This window comes from Algoriphagus marinus (assembly GCF_001936475.1).
Classification (GTDB): Bacteria; Bacteroidota; Bacteroidia; order Cytophagales; family Cyclobacteriaceae; genus Algoriphagus; species Algoriphagus marinus.
The window spans coordinates 924,806-939,022 of the sequence record NZ_MSPQ01000001.1; the positions used below are offsets into that span (position 1 = coordinate 924,806).

Genomic DNA, 14,217 nt, shown 5'->3' on the forward strand with positions numbered 1-14,217 from the left:
TGAATTGAAAGGCCTGTATCCATACAGGCCTTTTTTAATCAAATACTATGGAAGACGAGAAAGAAAAAAACAGGGCAAATCAACAAATCAATATTGAGCTATCTGAAGAAGTTGCTGAAGGTGTTTACTCTAATTTGGCTATGATCGCTCATTCTAATTCTGAGTTTGTAATAGATTTTATTCGGCTTATGCCGGGTGTTCCTAAAGCAAAAGTCAAATCACGAGTTATTGTGACTCCTGAGCATGCTAAGCGACTTTTGGCAGCATTGAAGGATAACATAGAAAAGTATGAGGCCGCATTCGGGAAGATTAACCAATCCGGTGGAGCCCCTCAATTCCCAATCAGTTTTGGGACTCCGGGAGAGGCTTGATAAAAATATAACTTCCTAAGTTTGTTCCTTTTATTAAGTTCATTACCTTTGCAGTCCAAAATTTAACAGTTTACAGGAAAACTAAATTTTATCAGTTAATGCCTACTATTCAACAATTAGTAAGAAAAGGTAGAACTACACTGGAAACCAAATCAAAATCAAGAGCTTTGGATTCATGTCCACAGCGAAGAGGAGTTTGTACCAGAGTATATACTACAACCCCTAAGAAGCCTAACTCTGCGATGCGTAAAGTGGCTAGGGTGAGATTGACAAACGGAAAAGAAGTGAACGCTTATATTCCTGGAGAAGGTCACAATTTGCAAGAGCACTCGATCGTATTGATCAGAGGTGGTCGTGTGAAAGATCTGCCAGGTGTGAGATATCACATCATCCGAGGTGCACTAGATACAGCAGGAGTAAAAGACCGTAAGCAAGGTCGCTCTAAGTATGGTGCTAAAAGACCGAAAGCAGGTAAGGGTGCTCCAGCTGCTCCGGCAAAAAAGAAATAATCAAAACATTCAAAAGAAATGAGAAAAGCGAAACCAAAGAAGAGATATATTCTTCCTGATCCAAAGTTCAATGATACCTTGGTAACCAAGTTTGTGAACTGTCTAATGGTAGATGGGAAGAAGAGTATTGCTTACAACATTTTCTACGATGCAGTAGAAAAGGTAGAATCCAAAGTAGGTGAGAATGGTCTTGAAGTTTGGAAAAAAGCGCTTAACAATATTGCTCCATCCGTAGAGGTGAAGAGTCGTAGAGTTGGTGGTGCTACATTCCAAGTTCCAATGGAAGTCCGACCTGAAAGAAAGATGGCCCTTGGAATCAAGTGGATGATCAACTATGCTCGAAAAAGAGGTGAGAAGACTATGATGGATCGTCTTGCTGGAGAAATCATTGCCGGTGCAAAAGGCGAGGGTGCTGCAGTGAAAAAGAAAGATGATACACACAGAATGGCTGAGGCTAACAAGGCGTTCTCACACTTTAGATTTTAATTAGGATGGCAAGAGACTTAAAATATACAAGAAACATAGGCATTGCTGCGCACATTGATGCTGGTAAAACCACTACCACTGAGCGTATTCTTTTTTACTCCGGTGTATCTCACAAGATTGGTGAGGTTCATGATGGAGCTGCGACAATGGACTGGATGGCTCAGGAGCAAGAGCGTGGAATCACGATCACTTCTGCTGCAACTACAGTTTTTTGGAACTATAGAGATCAAAAATATCAAATAAATATCATCGATACTCCAGGCCACGTGGATTTCACTGTAGAAGTGAACCGTTCCCTTCGAGTATTAGATGGACTGGTTTTCCTGTTCAGTGCTGTGGATGGTGTTGAACCACAGTCTGAAACTAACTGGCGATTAGCTGATAATTATAAAGTAGCTCGAATCGGGTTTGTTAATAAAATGGATCGTGCTGGTGCTAACTTCCTTGAGGTGTGTAAGCAAGTAAAGGAAATGTTGGGTAGCTATGCTGTTCCTTTGCAGATTCCAATCGGAGCTGAAGATAAATTCACCGGTGTAGTTGATTTGATCAATAACCGTGGTATCGTTTGGAACGAAGATGATTTTGGAATGACCTTCAACGAAGTTCCTATTCCAGAGGATATGTTAGAGGAAGTAGAGGAGTGGAGAGAGCATTTGCTAGAGGCTGTTGCTGACTACGATGAATCTTTGATGGAGAAATTTTTCGAAGATCCAAACTCAATTACTGAAGAAGAAATTCTAAGTGCATTAAGAAAAGCAACTATAGACATGAAAATTGTCCCTATGGTTTGCGGTTCTTCTTTCAAAAATAAAGGTGTACAAACTATGCTTGACTTAGTGATGGAGCTTCTTCCTTCACCACTAGACAAGGATGATATCATCGCTCACGATCGTGAGGACGAAGAATTGGAAGTTAGAATCTCTCCTGACGAAAAGGAACCTTTTACTGGTTTGGCCTTTAAAATTGCTACTGATCCTTTTGTAGGTAGACTTTGCTTCGTAAGAGCATATTCTGGAATCTTAGAATCTGGTTCCTATGTATTTAATAGCCGATCTGGTAATAAAGAGCGTATCTCACGTGTATTCCAAATGCATGCGAATAAGCAAAATCAGATTGAGCGGCTAGTTGCTGGTGATATTGGAGCTGTTGTTGGTTTCAAAGATATTAAGACTGGTGATACACTTTGTGATGAAAAGCGTAAAGTAGTATTAGAGTCAATGGTTTTCCCAGAGCCTGTTATTGGATATGCTATCGAGCCTAAGACTCAAGCAGATGTTGATAAATTAGGTATGGCTATCGCCAAGCTTGTAGAAGAAGATCCTACACTTCAAGTAAATACTGATCACGAAACTGGTCAGACTATCTTGAGAGGAATGGGAGAACTTCACCTAGATATTATCATCGACCGATTGAAGCGTGAGTTTAAGGTTGAAATTAATCAAGGTGCTCCTCAGGTTGCATACAAAGAAGCTCTATTTGGCTCTGTTGAGCACAAGGAAGTTTACAAGAAGCAGACTGGTGGTAAAGGTAAATTTGCAGATATCGTATTCGAACTTGGTCCTAAGGATCCTGATCCTGAGACTGGTGAAATTAAACCAGGTCTTGATTTCGTAAATGGCATTGTAGGTGGTGTAATTCCAAAAGAATTTATTCCTTCTATCCAAAAGGGTTTCGCTGAGAGCATGAAGAATGGACCTCTCGCAGGCTACCCAATTGAATCCATGAAAGTGAGATTATTTCATGGCTCTTTCCACGATGTCGATTCTGATGCACTTTCTTTTGAACTTGCGGCAAGAATTGGTTTCAAAGATGCAGCTAAGAAATGTAAGCCTCAATTGCTTGAGCCAATTATGTCTGTAGATGTAGTGACTCCTGACGAATACACTGGTCCAATTACCGGTGATTTGAACAGAAGAAGAGGACTTATGAAGGGTATGGATACTAAAGGTACATCCTCTGTAGTAAGAGCTGCAGTTCCTTTGTCAGAGTTGTTCGGTTATATTACCGATTTGAGAACAATTACTTCAGGTAGAGCAACGGCATCATTGACGTTCTCTCACTACGAGCCAGTTCCAAATAACATTGCAGAAACTGTAATTGCTAAAGTTAAAGGTCAGAAAGACTAATCAAAAATTGCGATGAATCAGAAAATTAGAATAAAACTAAAATCATACGATCATAGCCTGGTGGATAAGTCATCAGAGAAGATCGTTAAGGCAGTGAAAGCCACTGGCGCAGTCGTAGTAGGTCCAATTCCATTGCCTACTAAGAAGGAGAAGTTCACCGTGTTGAAATCTCCACACGTAAACAAGAAAGCTAGAGATCAGTATCAACTTTGTACCTATAAAAGACTAGTTGATATTTATTCAAACTCTTCTAAAACTGTTGATGCACTGATGAAAATCGAGCTTCCATCAGGTGTAGATGTAGAGATCAAAGTTTGATCGGACTTTCAAAATAAAGTAAAAGGCCTGTTTTTCGAAGCAGGCCTTTTTATTGAAAGCTCTTTTAAATTACTTCAAAAAGGTTTTTGAATTAAATTTTAAGAAAAAGGAATGAATTATTTTCTAATACTTTGAAAATATAGGAGTTCCGGTTTGTTGCAGAATTTTATTTCAGTAACTTTGCAGTCCTTTAAAAGGGCCCAAGCAAATAATTGTTTGTGGATTATCAAAATATCTTAGTATAGATGTCTGGTATTATAGGAAGAAAAGTAGGTATGACTAGCATTTTCAGTGCCGATGGACGTAATGTCGCATGCACGCTAATAGAGGCTGGTCCTTGCGTAGTGACGCAAGTAAAAAACGTCGAAACAGACGGGTACAACGCAGTGCAGTTGGCTTATGGTGAGCGTAAAGAGAAAAATACGCCAAAACCATTAGTTGGTCATTTCAAAAAGGCCGGCACAACGCCAAAGCAGAAAGTTGTTGAGTTCAGAGATTTCCGGGTCGAATTTGAAGGCCAGGTTGATTTAGGAGCTACTGTGAAGAGTTCAGAAGTATTTGTTGAAGGTGACTTCATCGATGCAATTGGAACTTCAAAAGGTAAAGGATTCCAAGGTGTAGTTAAGCGGCATGGATTTGCTGGTGTTGGTGGACAAACCCACGGTCAGCATAACAGAGCGAGGCACCCAGGTTCAATTGGTGCATGTTCTTGGCCATCCAGAGTATTCAAAGGAATGAGAATGGCTGGAAGAACTGGAGGAGATAGAGTAAAAGTAATCAACCTTCGTGTGTTGAAAATTTATGCTGAGCAAAATCTCTTGTTAGTTTCTGGTTCAGTGCCTGGTCCTAAAAATTCTTTCGTTATTCTAGAGAAGTAAGCCATGGAATTAGCAGTAATCAATCATAAAGGAGAAGACACGGGTAGAAAGATCAGTTTATCTGATGAGATTTTCGCAATCGATCCTAACGATCATGCGATCTACCTTGATGTGAAGCAGTACTTAGCCAACCAAAGACAGGGGACGCATAAGTCGAAAGAGAGAAATGAAATAGCAGGATCAACTAAAAAGATCAAAAAGCAAAAAGGTACCGGTGGTGCTCGAGCTGGATCTATCAAGTCTCCTCTATTCCGAGGTGGAGGAAGAGTATTTGGCCCACAGCCAAGAGATTATTCCTTCAAATTGAATAAAAAAGTAAAGCAACTAGCTAGAAAATCTGCCTTGTCCTACAAGATAAAGGATAACAGTCTGATGGTATTGGAAGATTTATCTTTCGATACACCAAAGACAAAAAGCTTTTTAGCACTTCTTAGTGGACTTTCCCTTACAGACAAAAAGACAATCTTGGTACTTCCAGAAGAAAACAAGAATGTATATCTGTCTAGCAGAAACCTTCCTAAGTCAAAAGTTGTGACTGTAAATGATGTAAATACTTACCAACTCTTGAATGCTGACCATTTGGTTATCTGTGAAGGATCTGTAAGTAAATTGGAAACCATTTTATCGAAATAAGACAATGGATATTCTAAAGCAGCCCCTAATTACAGAAAAGATTTCCGCCATGAATGAAAGAGGCGTTTATGGATTCATCGTAGAAAAAACCGCGAAGAAACCAGAAATCAAAAATGCTGTAGAGAAAACGTTTGGTGTAAAAGTGGTATCGATTAGAACCATGAGATATGCTGCAAAGCATAAATCAAGATACACCAAAGCTAAAGTTGTGTCAGGTTTTACAAATGCTTTCAAAAAGGCAATTGTAGAAGTAGCTGATGGAGAGGTAATTGATTTTTACGGAGAAGTTTAATTGAATCAATATCATGGCAATTAAAAAGTTAAACCCTGTTACTCCTGGAACGAGATTTAGAGTAGCTCCAGCTTTCACCGAGATTACCTCGGCTAAGCCAGAGAAGTCTCTACTTGCTCCATTGAAGAAATCAGGAGGAAGAAATAATGAAGGTAAAATGACTGCTCGCTATATCGGTGGAGGTCATAAAAGAAGACTCAGAATTGTAGACTTCAAAAGAAACAAGTTTGGTGTACCAGCTACTGTAAAGAGCATTGAGTACGATCCAAACAGAACGGCTCGTCTAGCCCTACTTTATTACGCTGACGGTGCTAAAACCTACATTATCGCTCCGGAAGGTTTGTCAGTAGGACAAACAGTGATTTCCGGTGAGAAAGTTGCACCAGAAGTGGGCAACGCTATGCATCTGGAGAATATTCCAATGGGTACAATTGTACACTGTGTGGAATTGAAACCTAATAAAGGTGCAGCTATGGTAAGAAGTGCTGGAGGATATGCGCAGATCGTAGCCCGTGAAGGGAAATACGTGACTGTGAAGCTTCCTTCAGGCGAGATGAGAATGGTTTTAGGAGTTTGTATGGCTACTGTTGGTACAGTATCAAATGGAGACCATATGAACGTAGTATTGGGAAAAGCTGGTCGTAAGAGATGGCTTGGAGTTAGACCTCGTACAAGAGGTGTGGCTATGAACCCAGTCGATCACCCTATGGGTGGTGGTGAAGGTCGTTCTTCTGGAGGACATCCAAGATCAAGAAAAGGTCTTTTGTCTAAAGGTAAGAAAACCAGATCTCCGAAGAAGTATTCAAACAAGTTCATCATTAGCAAAAGATCTAAATAATTATGGCACGTTCATTAAAAAAAGGTCCTTACATCGAGCACCATTTAGTAAAAAAGGTGGATGCATTGAACGAATCAGGAAAGAAGTCTGTAATCAAGACTTGGTCAAGAAAATCAATGATTTCTCCAGATTTCGTAGGACATACCTTCGCTGTGCATAATGGGAATAAGTTCATTCCAGTATTTGTAACAGACAACATGGTAGGTCATAAGCTAGGTGAATTTGCTCCTACCAGAAATTTCAGAGGCCACATCGCCAAAAAAGATAAAGGAAAGAGATAATCATGGAAGCAATAGCAAGATTAAATAACGTTCCTACTTCTCCGCGTAAAATGCGCCTTGTGGCTGACCTTGTCAGAGGCAAGAGAGTAGGATTAGCACTTAGCATTTTGAAGTTTACTCCAAATCACGGTGCCCTTAGACTAGAGAAATTGCTGCTTTCAGCAGTAGCTAACTGGCAGGCAAAAAACCCGGATGCTAAGTTGGAAGAAGCTGACCTATTCATCAAAACTGTAATGGTTGATGAGGGTAGATCTCTTAAGAGATTAAGACCTGCCCCTCAAGGTAGAGGACATAGAATCCGCAAAAGATCAAATCATGTAACCTTGGTAGTTGATGCATTCATCGATCAGGACGTTACCGCTGATGTAGTAGAAACAAACGAAAAGGCAAATTAAGAACAGACTATGGGACAAAAGATCAACCCAATAGGATTTAGACTTGGTGTAGTCAAAGGCTGGGATTCCAACTGGTATGGTGGGAAAGACTTCGCTGAAAAACTATACGAAGATCAGCAAATCCGTAAGTACGTCCTTGCCAGAATCCCTAAGGGAGGAATTTCCAAGGTAATCATTGAGCGAACGCTTAAGAGAATTACATTGACAATTCATACTGCCCGTCCAGGAGTCGTAATTGGTAAAGGTGGAGCCGAAGTAGATAAGCTGAAAGAGGAATTGAAAAAAATCACCAACAAGGATATTCAGATAAATATCTTTGAAATTAAGCGACCAGAAATGGATGCTAAATTAGTAGGTGAGTCAATCGCTCAGCAACTTCAAGCAAGAATTTCTTTCAGAAGAGCAATGAAGCAATCCATTGCAGCGACCATGAGAGTGGGTGCAGAAGGAATTAAAGTTAAACTTTCAGGACGTCTAGGTGGAGCTGAAATGGCTCGATCTGAAATGTACAAAGAAGGAAGAATTCCTCTTCATACTTTGAGAGCAGATATTGATTACGCACTTTCCGAGGCTAAAACAGTCTATGGAATTATCGGAATCAAGGTATGGATTTTCAAAGGTGAGGTTTACGGAAAGAGAGATCTTTCTCCAAACCAAGGTGCTGCTAATGAGCCTAAAGGCCCACGTAATGCAGGTCCTAAGAGAGATAATGGTCCTAGACGAAGAAAAAGAAATAACTAATTTTCACCCATAAGTGAGAACTCATGTTACAGCCAAAAAGAACTAAATATAGGAAAATGCACAAGGGTCGTGTCAAAGGTCTTGCACAAAGAGGGCATTCGCTTTCTTTTGGCAACTTTGGCATCAAATCCCTTGAGCCAGGATGGATCACCTCCCGTCAGATCGAGGCAGCTCGTATCGCAATGACGAGAGCGATGAAAAGAGAAGGTCAAGTTTGGATCAGAATTTTTCCTGACAAACCGATCACAAAGAAGCCCGCAGAGGTTCGTATGGGTAAAGGTAAAGGTGCTCCTGAATATTGGGTCGCAGTTATCAAACCAGGAACAATTCTTTTCGAGGCAACAGGCGTAAGCTTGGAAACCGCTCAGGAAGCGTTGAGACTTGCCCAGCAGAAGCTGCCGGTAAGTACCCGATTTGTTGTTCGTAGAGATTACGCTGAATAATATAGCACTATGAAAAATACCGAGATCAATTCACTTTCCGCAAGTGAAATTGCAGAGCGAGTAGTCGCAGAGAAAGAGAACCTGACCAAACTACGGTTTGCTCACTCAATTTCTCCAATAGAGAATCCTAATAGAATCCGCGAGACCAAGCGCTTTATCGCAAGATTAAAGACTGCATTGGCTGCCAAATAACTAGCTAACAGAAAAAAAAATGGCTACGATAGAGAGAAATCTTCGAAAAGAAAGAATTGGTAAAGTGGTAAGTAACAAGATGGATAAATCCATTACCGTAGCAGTTGAGCGTCGCGTAAAGCACGCTATGTACGGGAAGTTTATTTCCAAAACTACCAAATTGATGGCTCATGACGAGAAAAATGAATGTAACCCTGGTGACACGGTGAAAATCAGCGAAACTCGTCCGCTGAGTAAAAACAAGCGTTGGAGAGTAGTTGAAATTATTGAAAGGGCTAAATAATTATGATACAGCAAGAATCCAGACTAAGCGTAGCGGATAACTCAGGTGCCAAAGAGGTATTGGTAATCCGTGTGTTGGGTGGAACCAAGAAGCGATATGCTTCAATTGGTGACAAAGTTGTAGTGACTGTTAAATCAGCCCTTTCGTCCAGCAATATGAAAAAAGGTACCGTTTCAAAAGCGGTTATTGTCCGAACTAGAAAAGAAATAAGAAGAAAAGACGGTTCTTATATCCGATTCGAGGACAACGCAGCTGTTTTATTGAACAACAATGACGAGCCAAGAGGTACTCGTATCTTCGGCCCAGTTGCAAGAGAGTTGAGAGAGAAGCAGTTTATGAAAATCGTTTCATTGGCCCCTGAAGTATTGTAATCATGGAAAGAAAAATGAACAAGCAAACAAAGCTTCATATCAAAACCGGTGATACTGTAAAGGTGATTGCAGGAGATGATAAAGGCAAAACAGGAAAAGTACTTTCAGTTGATAAGCAAAAAAGCAGAGCTATTGTTGAAGGTCTTAACATGATTACAAAACATGTTAAACCTACTGCAGCTAAGCCTCAAGGCGGAATCGATAAAAAGGAAGCTTCAATGCACATTAGTAACCTAATGCTTGTAGATCCTAAAACAGGAGAAACTACCAGAACTGGTCGTAAAGCAGGTGAGAATGGAAAATTAGTAAGATACTCTAAGAAAACCGGGGAGGTGATCAATGGCTAATCCTAGAATCAAACAAAAATATTTGAACGATATCGTTCCAGCGTTGAAAGAGAAGTTTCAATATTCCTCTGTAATGCAGGTTCCTAAATTGACTAAAATAGTCATTAATAAAGGTATCGGTGCTGCTGTTGCAGACAAGAAATTAGTTGACCAAGGGGTTGAAGAACTTTCCTTGATCACTGGTCAGAGAGCTGTCTCTACTAAAGCTAAAACTTCAGTCTCTAACTTCAAGTTGAGAGAAGGTATGCCAATTGGAGCCAAAGTTACCCTAAGAGGTGACATGATGTATGAATTTCTTGATCGTCTAATGACAGTCGCGCTTCCTAGAGTAAGAGATTTCAAAGGCATATCTGATAAGGGATTTGATGGAAGAGGTAACTATACCCTAGGGGTACAGGAGCAAATCATTTTCCCTGAGATTAGCATCGAGAAAGTAAATAGAATTTCAGGAATGGACATAACTTTTGTCACTTCTGCAAATTCAGATGAGGAAAGCTTGGAACTAATGAGAGCTTTCGGAATGCCTTTCGTTAAAAACACTAAAGAAGACTAAATCATGGCAAGAGAGTCCATCAAAGCTCGTGAGAGAAAAAGAGAGCGTCTGGTAGCCAAGTATGCTGATAAAAGAGCAGCCCTTAAAGCTGCTGGTGATTATGAAGCACTTGACAAACTTCCAAAAAACGCATCACCTGTAAGACTTCATAATAGATGCAAGCTTACTGGTCGTCCAAAAGGCTACATGAGAAAATTCGGTATCAACAGGGTGACCTTCAGAGAAATGGCCTCAGCAGGCAAGATCCCTGGAGTGACAAAGTCCAGCTGGTAAATAAAACGACAGTAGTTTTTATTATAAAAATCAATTCGTAACTTTGCACGCCCAAAACGGGTGTAGCTAGACTTAAAAAATATCATGACTGATCCAATAGCTGATTATCTGACTAGGTTGAGAAATGCGATCAAAGCATCTCACCGAATCGTTGAGATACCTGCTTCTAATATCAAGAAGGAGATTACGAAAGTATTGCACGACAAAGGATATATTCAGAATTACAAATTTGAAGAAAACGGTCCTCAGGGAACGATCAAAATTGCACTGAAATTTAACCCTACGACGAAGCAGAACGCAATCGTAAGCCTAAAGCGTGTTAGTACGCCAGGTCTCAGAAAATATGTTAAACATACGGAGCTTCCAAGAGTAATTAATGGCTTGGGAATAGCAATCGTATCTACCTCTAAAGGTGTAATGACCGATAAAGAGGCCCGGACTGAGGGTGTAGGTGGAGAAGTTCTTTGCTACGTATATTAATTTACTATCATGTCTAGAATAGGTAAAAAATCAATAAATGTACCCAGCGGTGTTACTGTAGACGTCTCAGCTCATGGAGTTGTGACTGTTAAAGGTCCTAAGGGTACTCTTGTTCAGGAGGTTAATCCTGATATCAAGGTAAAAGTAGAAAACAACGAAATCGTTGTTGCTAGACCTACTGATTCCAAAAGACACAAATCTTTTCACGGGCTTTACAGATCCCTTATCAATAACATGGTAATTGGTGTATCTGAAGGTTACAAGAAGGATTTGGAACTTGTTGGTGTAGGTTTCAAAGCGTCAAATCAAGGACAAGTTTTAGAACTTAACCTTGGTTATTCCCACAGTATTTTCTTTGCGCTTCCGAATGAAGTGTCTTTGAAGACAGAGACTGCAAAAGGTAAAAATCCAATTATTACTTTGGAATCTATTGATAAGGAATTGATAGGACAGATAGCTGCAAAAATCAAATCTCTTCGTAAGGTTGAGCCTTATAAAGGTAAAGGTGTGCGCTTCGTTGGTGAACAAGTTAGACGTAAGGCTGGTAAGACTGCCGGTAAAAAATAATAAGTTATGGCATTTAATAAGAGTTCCAGAAGACTTAGAATCAAGCAAGGTATCAGAAGAAAGATTTCTGGTACAGATTCCAGACCTCGTTTGTCAGTATTCAAAAGCAATACAGGCATCTATGCGCAGCTTGTTGATGATCTTAAAGGTCATACTTTGGCACATGCGTCTTCCAAAGAATTGGGAGCAAAAGCCAACACAAATGTTTCAGTATCTAAGGAAGTAGGGAAAAAACTTGCTGAAAGAGCTGTAGCAAATGGAGTAAACGAAGTCGTTTTTGACAGAAATGGTTACCTATATCACGGAAACGTGAAAGCTTTAGCAGATGGTGCTAGAGAGGGAGGCCTTAAATTTTAATCCGTTATGTCTCAATTAAGAAGAAAGCCTATTAGGGCTACAGATACAGACTTAAAAGAAAAAGTAGTTGCAATCAACCGGGTAGCCAAAGTGGTTAAAGGTGGTAGAAGATTCTCTTTTTCAGCTATAGTTGTAGTAGGAGATGGTCAAGGTGTGGTAGGTTATGGTTTGGGTAAAGCCAATGAAGTAACTGACGCTATCACCAAAGGCATCGAAGACGCAAAGAAAAACTTGGTAAAAGTACCAGTTTTAAAGGGCACTATTCCTCACGAGCAACTTGGTAAGTTCGGTGGTGGATTTGTTTTGATCAAACCAGCTGCTGCAGGTACTGGTGTTATTGCTGGTGGTGCAATGCGTGCTGTATTGGAAAGTGCAGGCGTTACAGATGTACTAGCTAAATCAAAAGGATCATCTAATCCCCATAACGTAGTGAAAGCTACAATTGATGCACTTGTTCAACTTAGGGATGCGATTTCTGTGTCACAGCAGAGAGGTGTGAAAATGTCTAAAGTATTTAACGGATAATTATCATGGCTAAGATCAAAATCACTCAGACAAAAAGCATCATTGACAGACCAAAGGATCAGAAAGCTACTATTACTGCTTTAGGCCTTGGTAGAATCAGCAAATCTGTTGTTGTAGAAAATACACCTCAGATTGCTGGAATGGTAAATAAAGTTAATCACCTTGTAAAAGTGGAGGAAGCTTAATTATGAAATTGCATACATTAACCCCAGCTGAAGGATCTACCAAAAATCGTAAGAGAATTGGTAGAGGTACAGGTTCAGGAAGAGGAGGGACTTCAACAAGAGGTCATAAAGGAGCTAAATCAAGATCTGGATATAAGTCTAAACTTGGTTTTGAAGGTGGTCAAATGCCTCTTCAAAGAAGAGTTCCTAAGTTTGGCTTTAAAAGCTTGAACAGAGTTGAATATAAGCCAGTAAATTTGGATACCTTGCAAGGCTTATCTGAACAATACAGCCTCGATGTGATAAACATGGAAGCTCTAGTTGCTCATGGTATTGCTTCAAAAAATGACAAAATCAAAATCCTCGGTGGAGGAGAATTGAAGTCCAAATTAGACGTGTCCGCTCACAAATTCTCTGCTTCAGCTGTAGCTGCTATTGAGAATGTTGGTGGATCGGTAAACCAGATTTGAATTAATGAAAAAGTTTATTTCGACAGTTAAGAATATTTTCTCCATCGAAGACCTACGAGTGAGAATCATGAATACGATCGGTTTTCTGATCATATTTAGATTAGGTTCTTATGTAGTACTTCCTGGAGTGGATCCTTCCAAATTGGGAGGTCCTCAAGAAGGTATCTTTGGATTGATAGATACATTCCTTGGTGGTGCGTTTAGTAATGCATCCATCTTTGGATTGGGTATCATGCCATATATCTCTGCATCCATTGTTTTGCAGTTGCTTACTGTCGGAGTTCCCTACTTTCAAAAGATGCAGAAAGAGGGTGAGTCTGGAAGGAAGAGAATCAACCAGATCACTCGGGTATTAACCATTCTGATTACGATCGCTCAGGGTATTGGTTACGTGAGTGCCACGATTATCCCGACTGGTGCAGTAATGATTAGCACTTCACTGTTTATGGTTAGCTCTCTTGTGTTGTTATCAGCAGGTACCATGTTTTGTATGTGGCTTGGTGAGAAAATCACAGAAAAAGGTATTGGAAACGGTATCTCTATGCTTATCATGATTGGAATTATCTCTAGATTTCCTGGTGCTCTCATTGCAGAAGGTGTTGAAAAAGGTGGTTCTGGAATGCTATTATTGCTTATTGAAGCAGGTGTTTTATTCTTTGTAGTTGTAGGGGTAATTGCTCTTACAGAGGCTACAAGAAGAATTCCTGTTCAGTATGCAAAACAAGTAGTAGGCGGTAAAGTATACGGAGGTCAACGTCAATACATCCCTATTAAAGTCAATGCTTCAGGTGTAATGCCGATCATTTTCGCTCAATCTTTAATGTTTGTCCCTGCTTTAATCGCTCAGATTTGGGCTCAGGATAATGACATTGCAAACTATATCGGTACAACATTTAGTGATTTCACTTCTTGGCAGTACAATTTATTATTTGCAGCGATGATTATCATTTTCACATTCTTTTACACGGCAATAACCGTCAATCCGGAGCAAATTGCTGAGGATATGAAACGAAATGGTGGATTTGTTCCGGGAATAAAACCTGGTGCTCCGACTTCTGAGTTTATAGATGGAATTATTTCTAAGATTACTTTACCAGGTTCTATTCTGCTAGCTGCTGTCGCTATCTTGCCAGCATTAGCGATTATTTCTGGTGTTGGTGCTGAGTTCGCACAATTCTATGGAGGTACTTCATTGCTAATTATGGTTGGAGTGATCATGGATACGCTTAGACAAATTGAGAGTTATTTATTGATGAGACATTACGAGGGAATGATGAAGAGTGGTAATATGAAGAATAATCCTTCTAATTACCAAGTAGCTTAA

At 40.0% G+C, this 14,217-nt stretch carries 26 protein-coding genes; all 26 read left to right on the top strand.

Annotated features, from left to right (window positions below; genetic code table 11):
• Positions 1–47: 47 nt before the first annotated feature.
• The 26 genes from BVC88_RS03960 to secY all read left to right on the top strand — a co-directional run bounded on the left by BVC88_RS03960 (position 48) and on the right by secY (position 14,217).
• On the top strand, positions 48–371 hold the full coding sequence (locus BVC88_RS03960; RefSeq protein WP_075349316.1) for a DUF3467 domain-containing protein: 324 nt from the start codon (positions 48–50) through the stop codon (positions 369–371).
• A 98-nt stretch (positions 372–469) separates the two neighbouring features.
• A complete protein-coding gene (rpsL, locus tag BVC88_RS03965; protein WP_075349317.1) occupies positions 470–880 on the top strand; it encodes a 30S ribosomal protein S12 in 411 nt (136 codons plus the stop codon).
• Positions 881–898: 18 nt separating this feature from the next.
• A complete protein-coding gene (rpsG, locus tag BVC88_RS03970) occupies positions 899–1,366 on the top strand; it encodes a 30S ribosomal protein S7 (protein WP_075349318.1) in 468 nt (155 codons plus the stop codon).
• A gap of 5 nt (positions 1,367–1,371) precedes the next feature.
• Positions 1,372–3,492, top strand: coding sequence for an elongation factor G (fusA, locus tag BVC88_RS03975; RefSeq protein ID WP_075349319.1), 2,121 nt, complete (start codon positions 1,372–1,374; stop codon positions 3,490–3,492).
• Between the two features lie 12 nt (positions 3,493–3,504).
• Positions 3,505–3,810, top strand: coding sequence for a 30S ribosomal protein S10 (gene rpsJ / locus BVC88_RS03980; protein ID WP_024284766.1), 306 nt, complete (start codon positions 3,505–3,507; stop codon positions 3,808–3,810).
• Positions 3,811–4,055: 245 nt separating this feature from the next.
• Positions 4,056–4,688 (top strand): 50S ribosomal protein L3, encoded by a 633-nt coding sequence (gene rplC, locus BVC88_RS03985; RefSeq protein WP_075349320.1) that lies wholly within the window; start codon positions 4,056–4,058, stop codon positions 4,686–4,688.
• 3 nt (positions 4,689–4,691) lie between these two features.
• Positions 4,692–5,321 (top strand): 50S ribosomal protein L4, encoded by a 630-nt coding sequence (rplD, locus tag BVC88_RS03990; protein ID WP_075349321.1) that lies wholly within the window; start codon positions 4,692–4,694, stop codon positions 5,319–5,321.
• Between the two features lie 4 nt (positions 5,322–5,325).
• Positions 5,326–5,613 carry a 50S ribosomal protein L23 gene (gene rplW / locus BVC88_RS03995; RefSeq protein WP_075349322.1) on the top strand — a complete coding sequence of 96 codons (288 nt, stop codon included), beginning with the start codon at positions 5,326–5,328 and terminating at the stop codon, positions 5,611–5,613.
• Positions 5,614–5,626: 13 nt separating this feature from the next.
• Positions 5,627–6,451, top strand: a complete 825-nt coding sequence (rplB, locus tag BVC88_RS04000) for a 50S ribosomal protein L2 (RefSeq protein ID WP_075349323.1) — start codon at positions 5,627–5,629, stop codon at positions 6,449–6,451.
• Positions 6,452–6,453: 2 nt separating this feature from the next.
• The gene (rpsS, locus tag BVC88_RS04005; RefSeq protein WP_075349324.1) at positions 6,454–6,732 is read left to right on the top strand and encodes a 30S ribosomal protein S19; all 279 of its coding nucleotides are present in this window, start codon (positions 6,454–6,456) and stop codon (positions 6,730–6,732) included.
• A gap of 2 nt (positions 6,733–6,734) precedes the next feature.
• Positions 6,735–7,127 (top strand): 50S ribosomal protein L22, encoded by a 393-nt coding sequence (gene rplV, locus BVC88_RS04010; protein ID WP_075349325.1) that lies wholly within the window; start codon positions 6,735–6,737, stop codon positions 7,125–7,127.
• 9 nt (positions 7,128–7,136) lie between these two features.
• Positions 7,137–7,868 (top strand): 30S ribosomal protein S3, encoded by a 732-nt coding sequence (rpsC, locus tag BVC88_RS04015; protein WP_075349326.1) that lies wholly within the window; start codon positions 7,137–7,139, stop codon positions 7,866–7,868.
• A gap of 23 nt (positions 7,869–7,891) precedes the next feature.
• The gene (gene rplP, locus BVC88_RS04020) at positions 7,892–8,311 is read left to right on the top strand and encodes a 50S ribosomal protein L16 (RefSeq protein WP_075349327.1); all 420 of its coding nucleotides are present in this window, start codon (positions 7,892–7,894) and stop codon (positions 8,309–8,311) included.
• 9 nt (positions 8,312–8,320) lie between these two features.
• Complete coding sequence (gene rpmC, locus BVC88_RS04025; protein ID WP_075349328.1) at positions 8,321–8,503, top strand: 50S ribosomal protein L29; 183 nt, start codon at positions 8,321–8,323, stop codon at positions 8,501–8,503.
• A 19-nt stretch (positions 8,504–8,522) separates the two neighbouring features.
• Positions 8,523–8,786, top strand: a complete 264-nt coding sequence (gene rpsQ, locus BVC88_RS04030) for a 30S ribosomal protein S17 (RefSeq protein WP_075349329.1) — start codon at positions 8,523–8,525, stop codon at positions 8,784–8,786.
• 2 nt (positions 8,787–8,788) lie between these two features.
• Positions 8,789–9,157, top strand: a complete 369-nt coding sequence (rplN, locus tag BVC88_RS04035; protein WP_075349330.1) for a 50S ribosomal protein L14 — start codon at positions 8,789–8,791, stop codon at positions 9,155–9,157.
• Positions 9,158–9,159: 2 nt separating this feature from the next.
• Positions 9,160–9,504, top strand: coding sequence for a 50S ribosomal protein L24 (gene rplX / locus BVC88_RS04040; RefSeq protein WP_075349331.1), 345 nt, complete (start codon positions 9,160–9,162; stop codon positions 9,502–9,504).
• The gene (gene rplE, locus BVC88_RS04045) at positions 9,497–10,057 is read left to right on the top strand and encodes a 50S ribosomal protein L5 (RefSeq protein ID WP_075349332.1); all 561 of its coding nucleotides are present in this window, start codon (positions 9,497–9,499) and stop codon (positions 10,055–10,057) included. The genes rplX and rplE overlap by 8 nt, the downstream gene beginning before the upstream one ends.
• A gap of 3 nt (positions 10,058–10,060) precedes the next feature.
• Positions 10,061–10,330, top strand: a complete 270-nt coding sequence (rpsN, locus tag BVC88_RS04050) for a 30S ribosomal protein S14 (RefSeq protein ID WP_075349333.1) — start codon at positions 10,061–10,063, stop codon at positions 10,328–10,330.
• Between the two features lie 84 nt (positions 10,331–10,414).
• Complete coding sequence (gene rpsH / locus BVC88_RS04055; protein WP_075349334.1) at positions 10,415–10,810, top strand: 30S ribosomal protein S8; 396 nt, start codon at positions 10,415–10,417, stop codon at positions 10,808–10,810.
• Positions 10,811–10,819: 9 nt separating this feature from the next.
• Positions 10,820–11,377, top strand: a complete 558-nt coding sequence (gene rplF, locus BVC88_RS04060; protein ID WP_075349335.1) for a 50S ribosomal protein L6 — start codon at positions 10,820–10,822, stop codon at positions 11,375–11,377.
• A gap of 6 nt (positions 11,378–11,383) precedes the next feature.
• Positions 11,384–11,734: a 50S ribosomal protein L18 gene (gene rplR / locus BVC88_RS04065; protein ID WP_075349336.1), complete on the top strand. Its 351-nt coding sequence runs from the start codon at positions 11,384–11,386 to the stop codon at positions 11,732–11,734.
• A 6-nt stretch (positions 11,735–11,740) separates the two neighbouring features.
• Complete coding sequence (gene rpsE / locus BVC88_RS04070; RefSeq protein ID WP_075349337.1) at positions 11,741–12,259, top strand: 30S ribosomal protein S5; 519 nt, start codon at positions 11,741–11,743, stop codon at positions 12,257–12,259.
• Positions 12,260–12,264: 5 nt separating this feature from the next.
• On the top strand, positions 12,265–12,444 hold the full coding sequence (gene rpmD, locus BVC88_RS04075; RefSeq protein WP_075349338.1) for a 50S ribosomal protein L30: 180 nt from the start codon (positions 12,265–12,267) through the stop codon (positions 12,442–12,444).
• Between the two features lie 2 nt (positions 12,445–12,446).
• A complete protein-coding gene (rplO, locus tag BVC88_RS04080; RefSeq protein WP_075349339.1) occupies positions 12,447–12,893 on the top strand; it encodes a 50S ribosomal protein L15 in 447 nt (148 codons plus the stop codon).
• A gap of 4 nt (positions 12,894–12,897) precedes the next feature.
• Positions 12,898–14,217 (top strand): preprotein translocase subunit SecY, encoded by a 1,320-nt coding sequence (secY, locus tag BVC88_RS04085; protein WP_075349340.1) that lies wholly within the window; start codon positions 12,898–12,900, stop codon positions 14,215–14,217.

Excerpts from the sequence above, each read along its gene's own strand:
- BVC88_RS03960 (WP_075349316.1), top strand. The coding sequence starts at position 48 with ATGGAAGACGAGAAAGAAAAAAACAGGGCAAATCAACAAATCAATATT.
- rpsL (WP_075349317.1), top strand. The coding sequence starts at position 470 with ATGCCTACTATTCAACAATTAGTAAGAAAAGGTAGAACTACACTGGAA.
- rpsG (WP_075349318.1), top strand. The coding sequence starts at position 899 with ATGAGAAAAGCGAAACCAAAGAAGAGATATATTCTTCCTGATCCAAAG.
- fusA (WP_075349319.1), top strand. The coding sequence starts at position 1,372 with ATGGCAAGAGACTTAAAATATACAAGAAACATAGGCATTGCTGCGCAC.
- rpsJ (WP_024284766.1), top strand. The coding sequence starts at position 3,505 with ATGAATCAGAAAATTAGAATAAAACTAAAATCATACGATCATAGCCTG.
- rplC (WP_075349320.1), top strand. The coding sequence starts at position 4,056 with ATGTCTGGTATTATAGGAAGAAAAGTAGGTATGACTAGCATTTTCAGT.
- rplD (WP_075349321.1), top strand. The coding sequence starts at position 4,692 with ATGGAATTAGCAGTAATCAATCATAAAGGAGAAGACACGGGTAGAAAG.
- rplW (WP_075349322.1), top strand. The coding sequence starts at position 5,326 with ATGGATATTCTAAAGCAGCCCCTAATTACAGAAAAGATTTCCGCCATG.
- rplB (WP_075349323.1), top strand. The coding sequence starts at position 5,627 with ATGGCAATTAAAAAGTTAAACCCTGTTACTCCTGGAACGAGATTTAGA.
- rpsS (WP_075349324.1), top strand. The coding sequence starts at position 6,454 with ATGGCACGTTCATTAAAAAAAGGTCCTTACATCGAGCACCATTTAGTA.
- rplV (WP_075349325.1), top strand. The coding sequence starts at position 6,735 with ATGGAAGCAATAGCAAGATTAAATAACGTTCCTACTTCTCCGCGTAAA.
- rpsC (WP_075349326.1), top strand. The coding sequence starts at position 7,137 with ATGGGACAAAAGATCAACCCAATAGGATTTAGACTTGGTGTAGTCAAA.
- rplP (WP_075349327.1), top strand. The coding sequence starts at position 7,892 with ATGTTACAGCCAAAAAGAACTAAATATAGGAAAATGCACAAGGGTCGT.
- rpmC (WP_075349328.1), top strand. The coding sequence starts at position 8,321 with ATGAAAAATACCGAGATCAATTCACTTTCCGCAAGTGAAATTGCAGAG.
- rpsQ (WP_075349329.1), top strand. The coding sequence starts at position 8,523 with ATGGCTACGATAGAGAGAAATCTTCGAAAAGAAAGAATTGGTAAAGTG.
- rplN (WP_075349330.1), top strand. The coding sequence starts at position 8,789 with ATGATACAGCAAGAATCCAGACTAAGCGTAGCGGATAACTCAGGTGCC.
- rplX (WP_075349331.1), top strand. The coding sequence starts at position 9,160 with ATGGAAAGAAAAATGAACAAGCAAACAAAGCTTCATATCAAAACCGGT.
- rplE (WP_075349332.1), top strand. The coding sequence starts at position 9,497 with ATGGCTAATCCTAGAATCAAACAAAAATATTTGAACGATATCGTTCCA.
- rpsN (WP_075349333.1), top strand. The coding sequence starts at position 10,061 with ATGGCAAGAGAGTCCATCAAAGCTCGTGAGAGAAAAAGAGAGCGTCTG.
- rpsH (WP_075349334.1), top strand. The coding sequence starts at position 10,415 with ATGACTGATCCAATAGCTGATTATCTGACTAGGTTGAGAAATGCGATC.
- rplF (WP_075349335.1), top strand. The coding sequence starts at position 10,820 with ATGTCTAGAATAGGTAAAAAATCAATAAATGTACCCAGCGGTGTTACT.
- rplR (WP_075349336.1), top strand. The coding sequence starts at position 11,384 with ATGGCATTTAATAAGAGTTCCAGAAGACTTAGAATCAAGCAAGGTATC.
- rpsE (WP_075349337.1), top strand. The coding sequence starts at position 11,741 with ATGTCTCAATTAAGAAGAAAGCCTATTAGGGCTACAGATACAGACTTA.
- rpmD (WP_075349338.1), top strand. The coding sequence starts at position 12,265 with ATGGCTAAGATCAAAATCACTCAGACAAAAAGCATCATTGACAGACCA.
- rplO (WP_075349339.1), top strand. The coding sequence starts at position 12,447 with ATGAAATTGCATACATTAACCCCAGCTGAAGGATCTACCAAAAATCGT.
- secY (WP_075349340.1), top strand. The coding sequence starts at position 12,898 with ATGAAAAAGTTTATTTCGACAGTTAAGAATATTTTCTCCATCGAAGAC.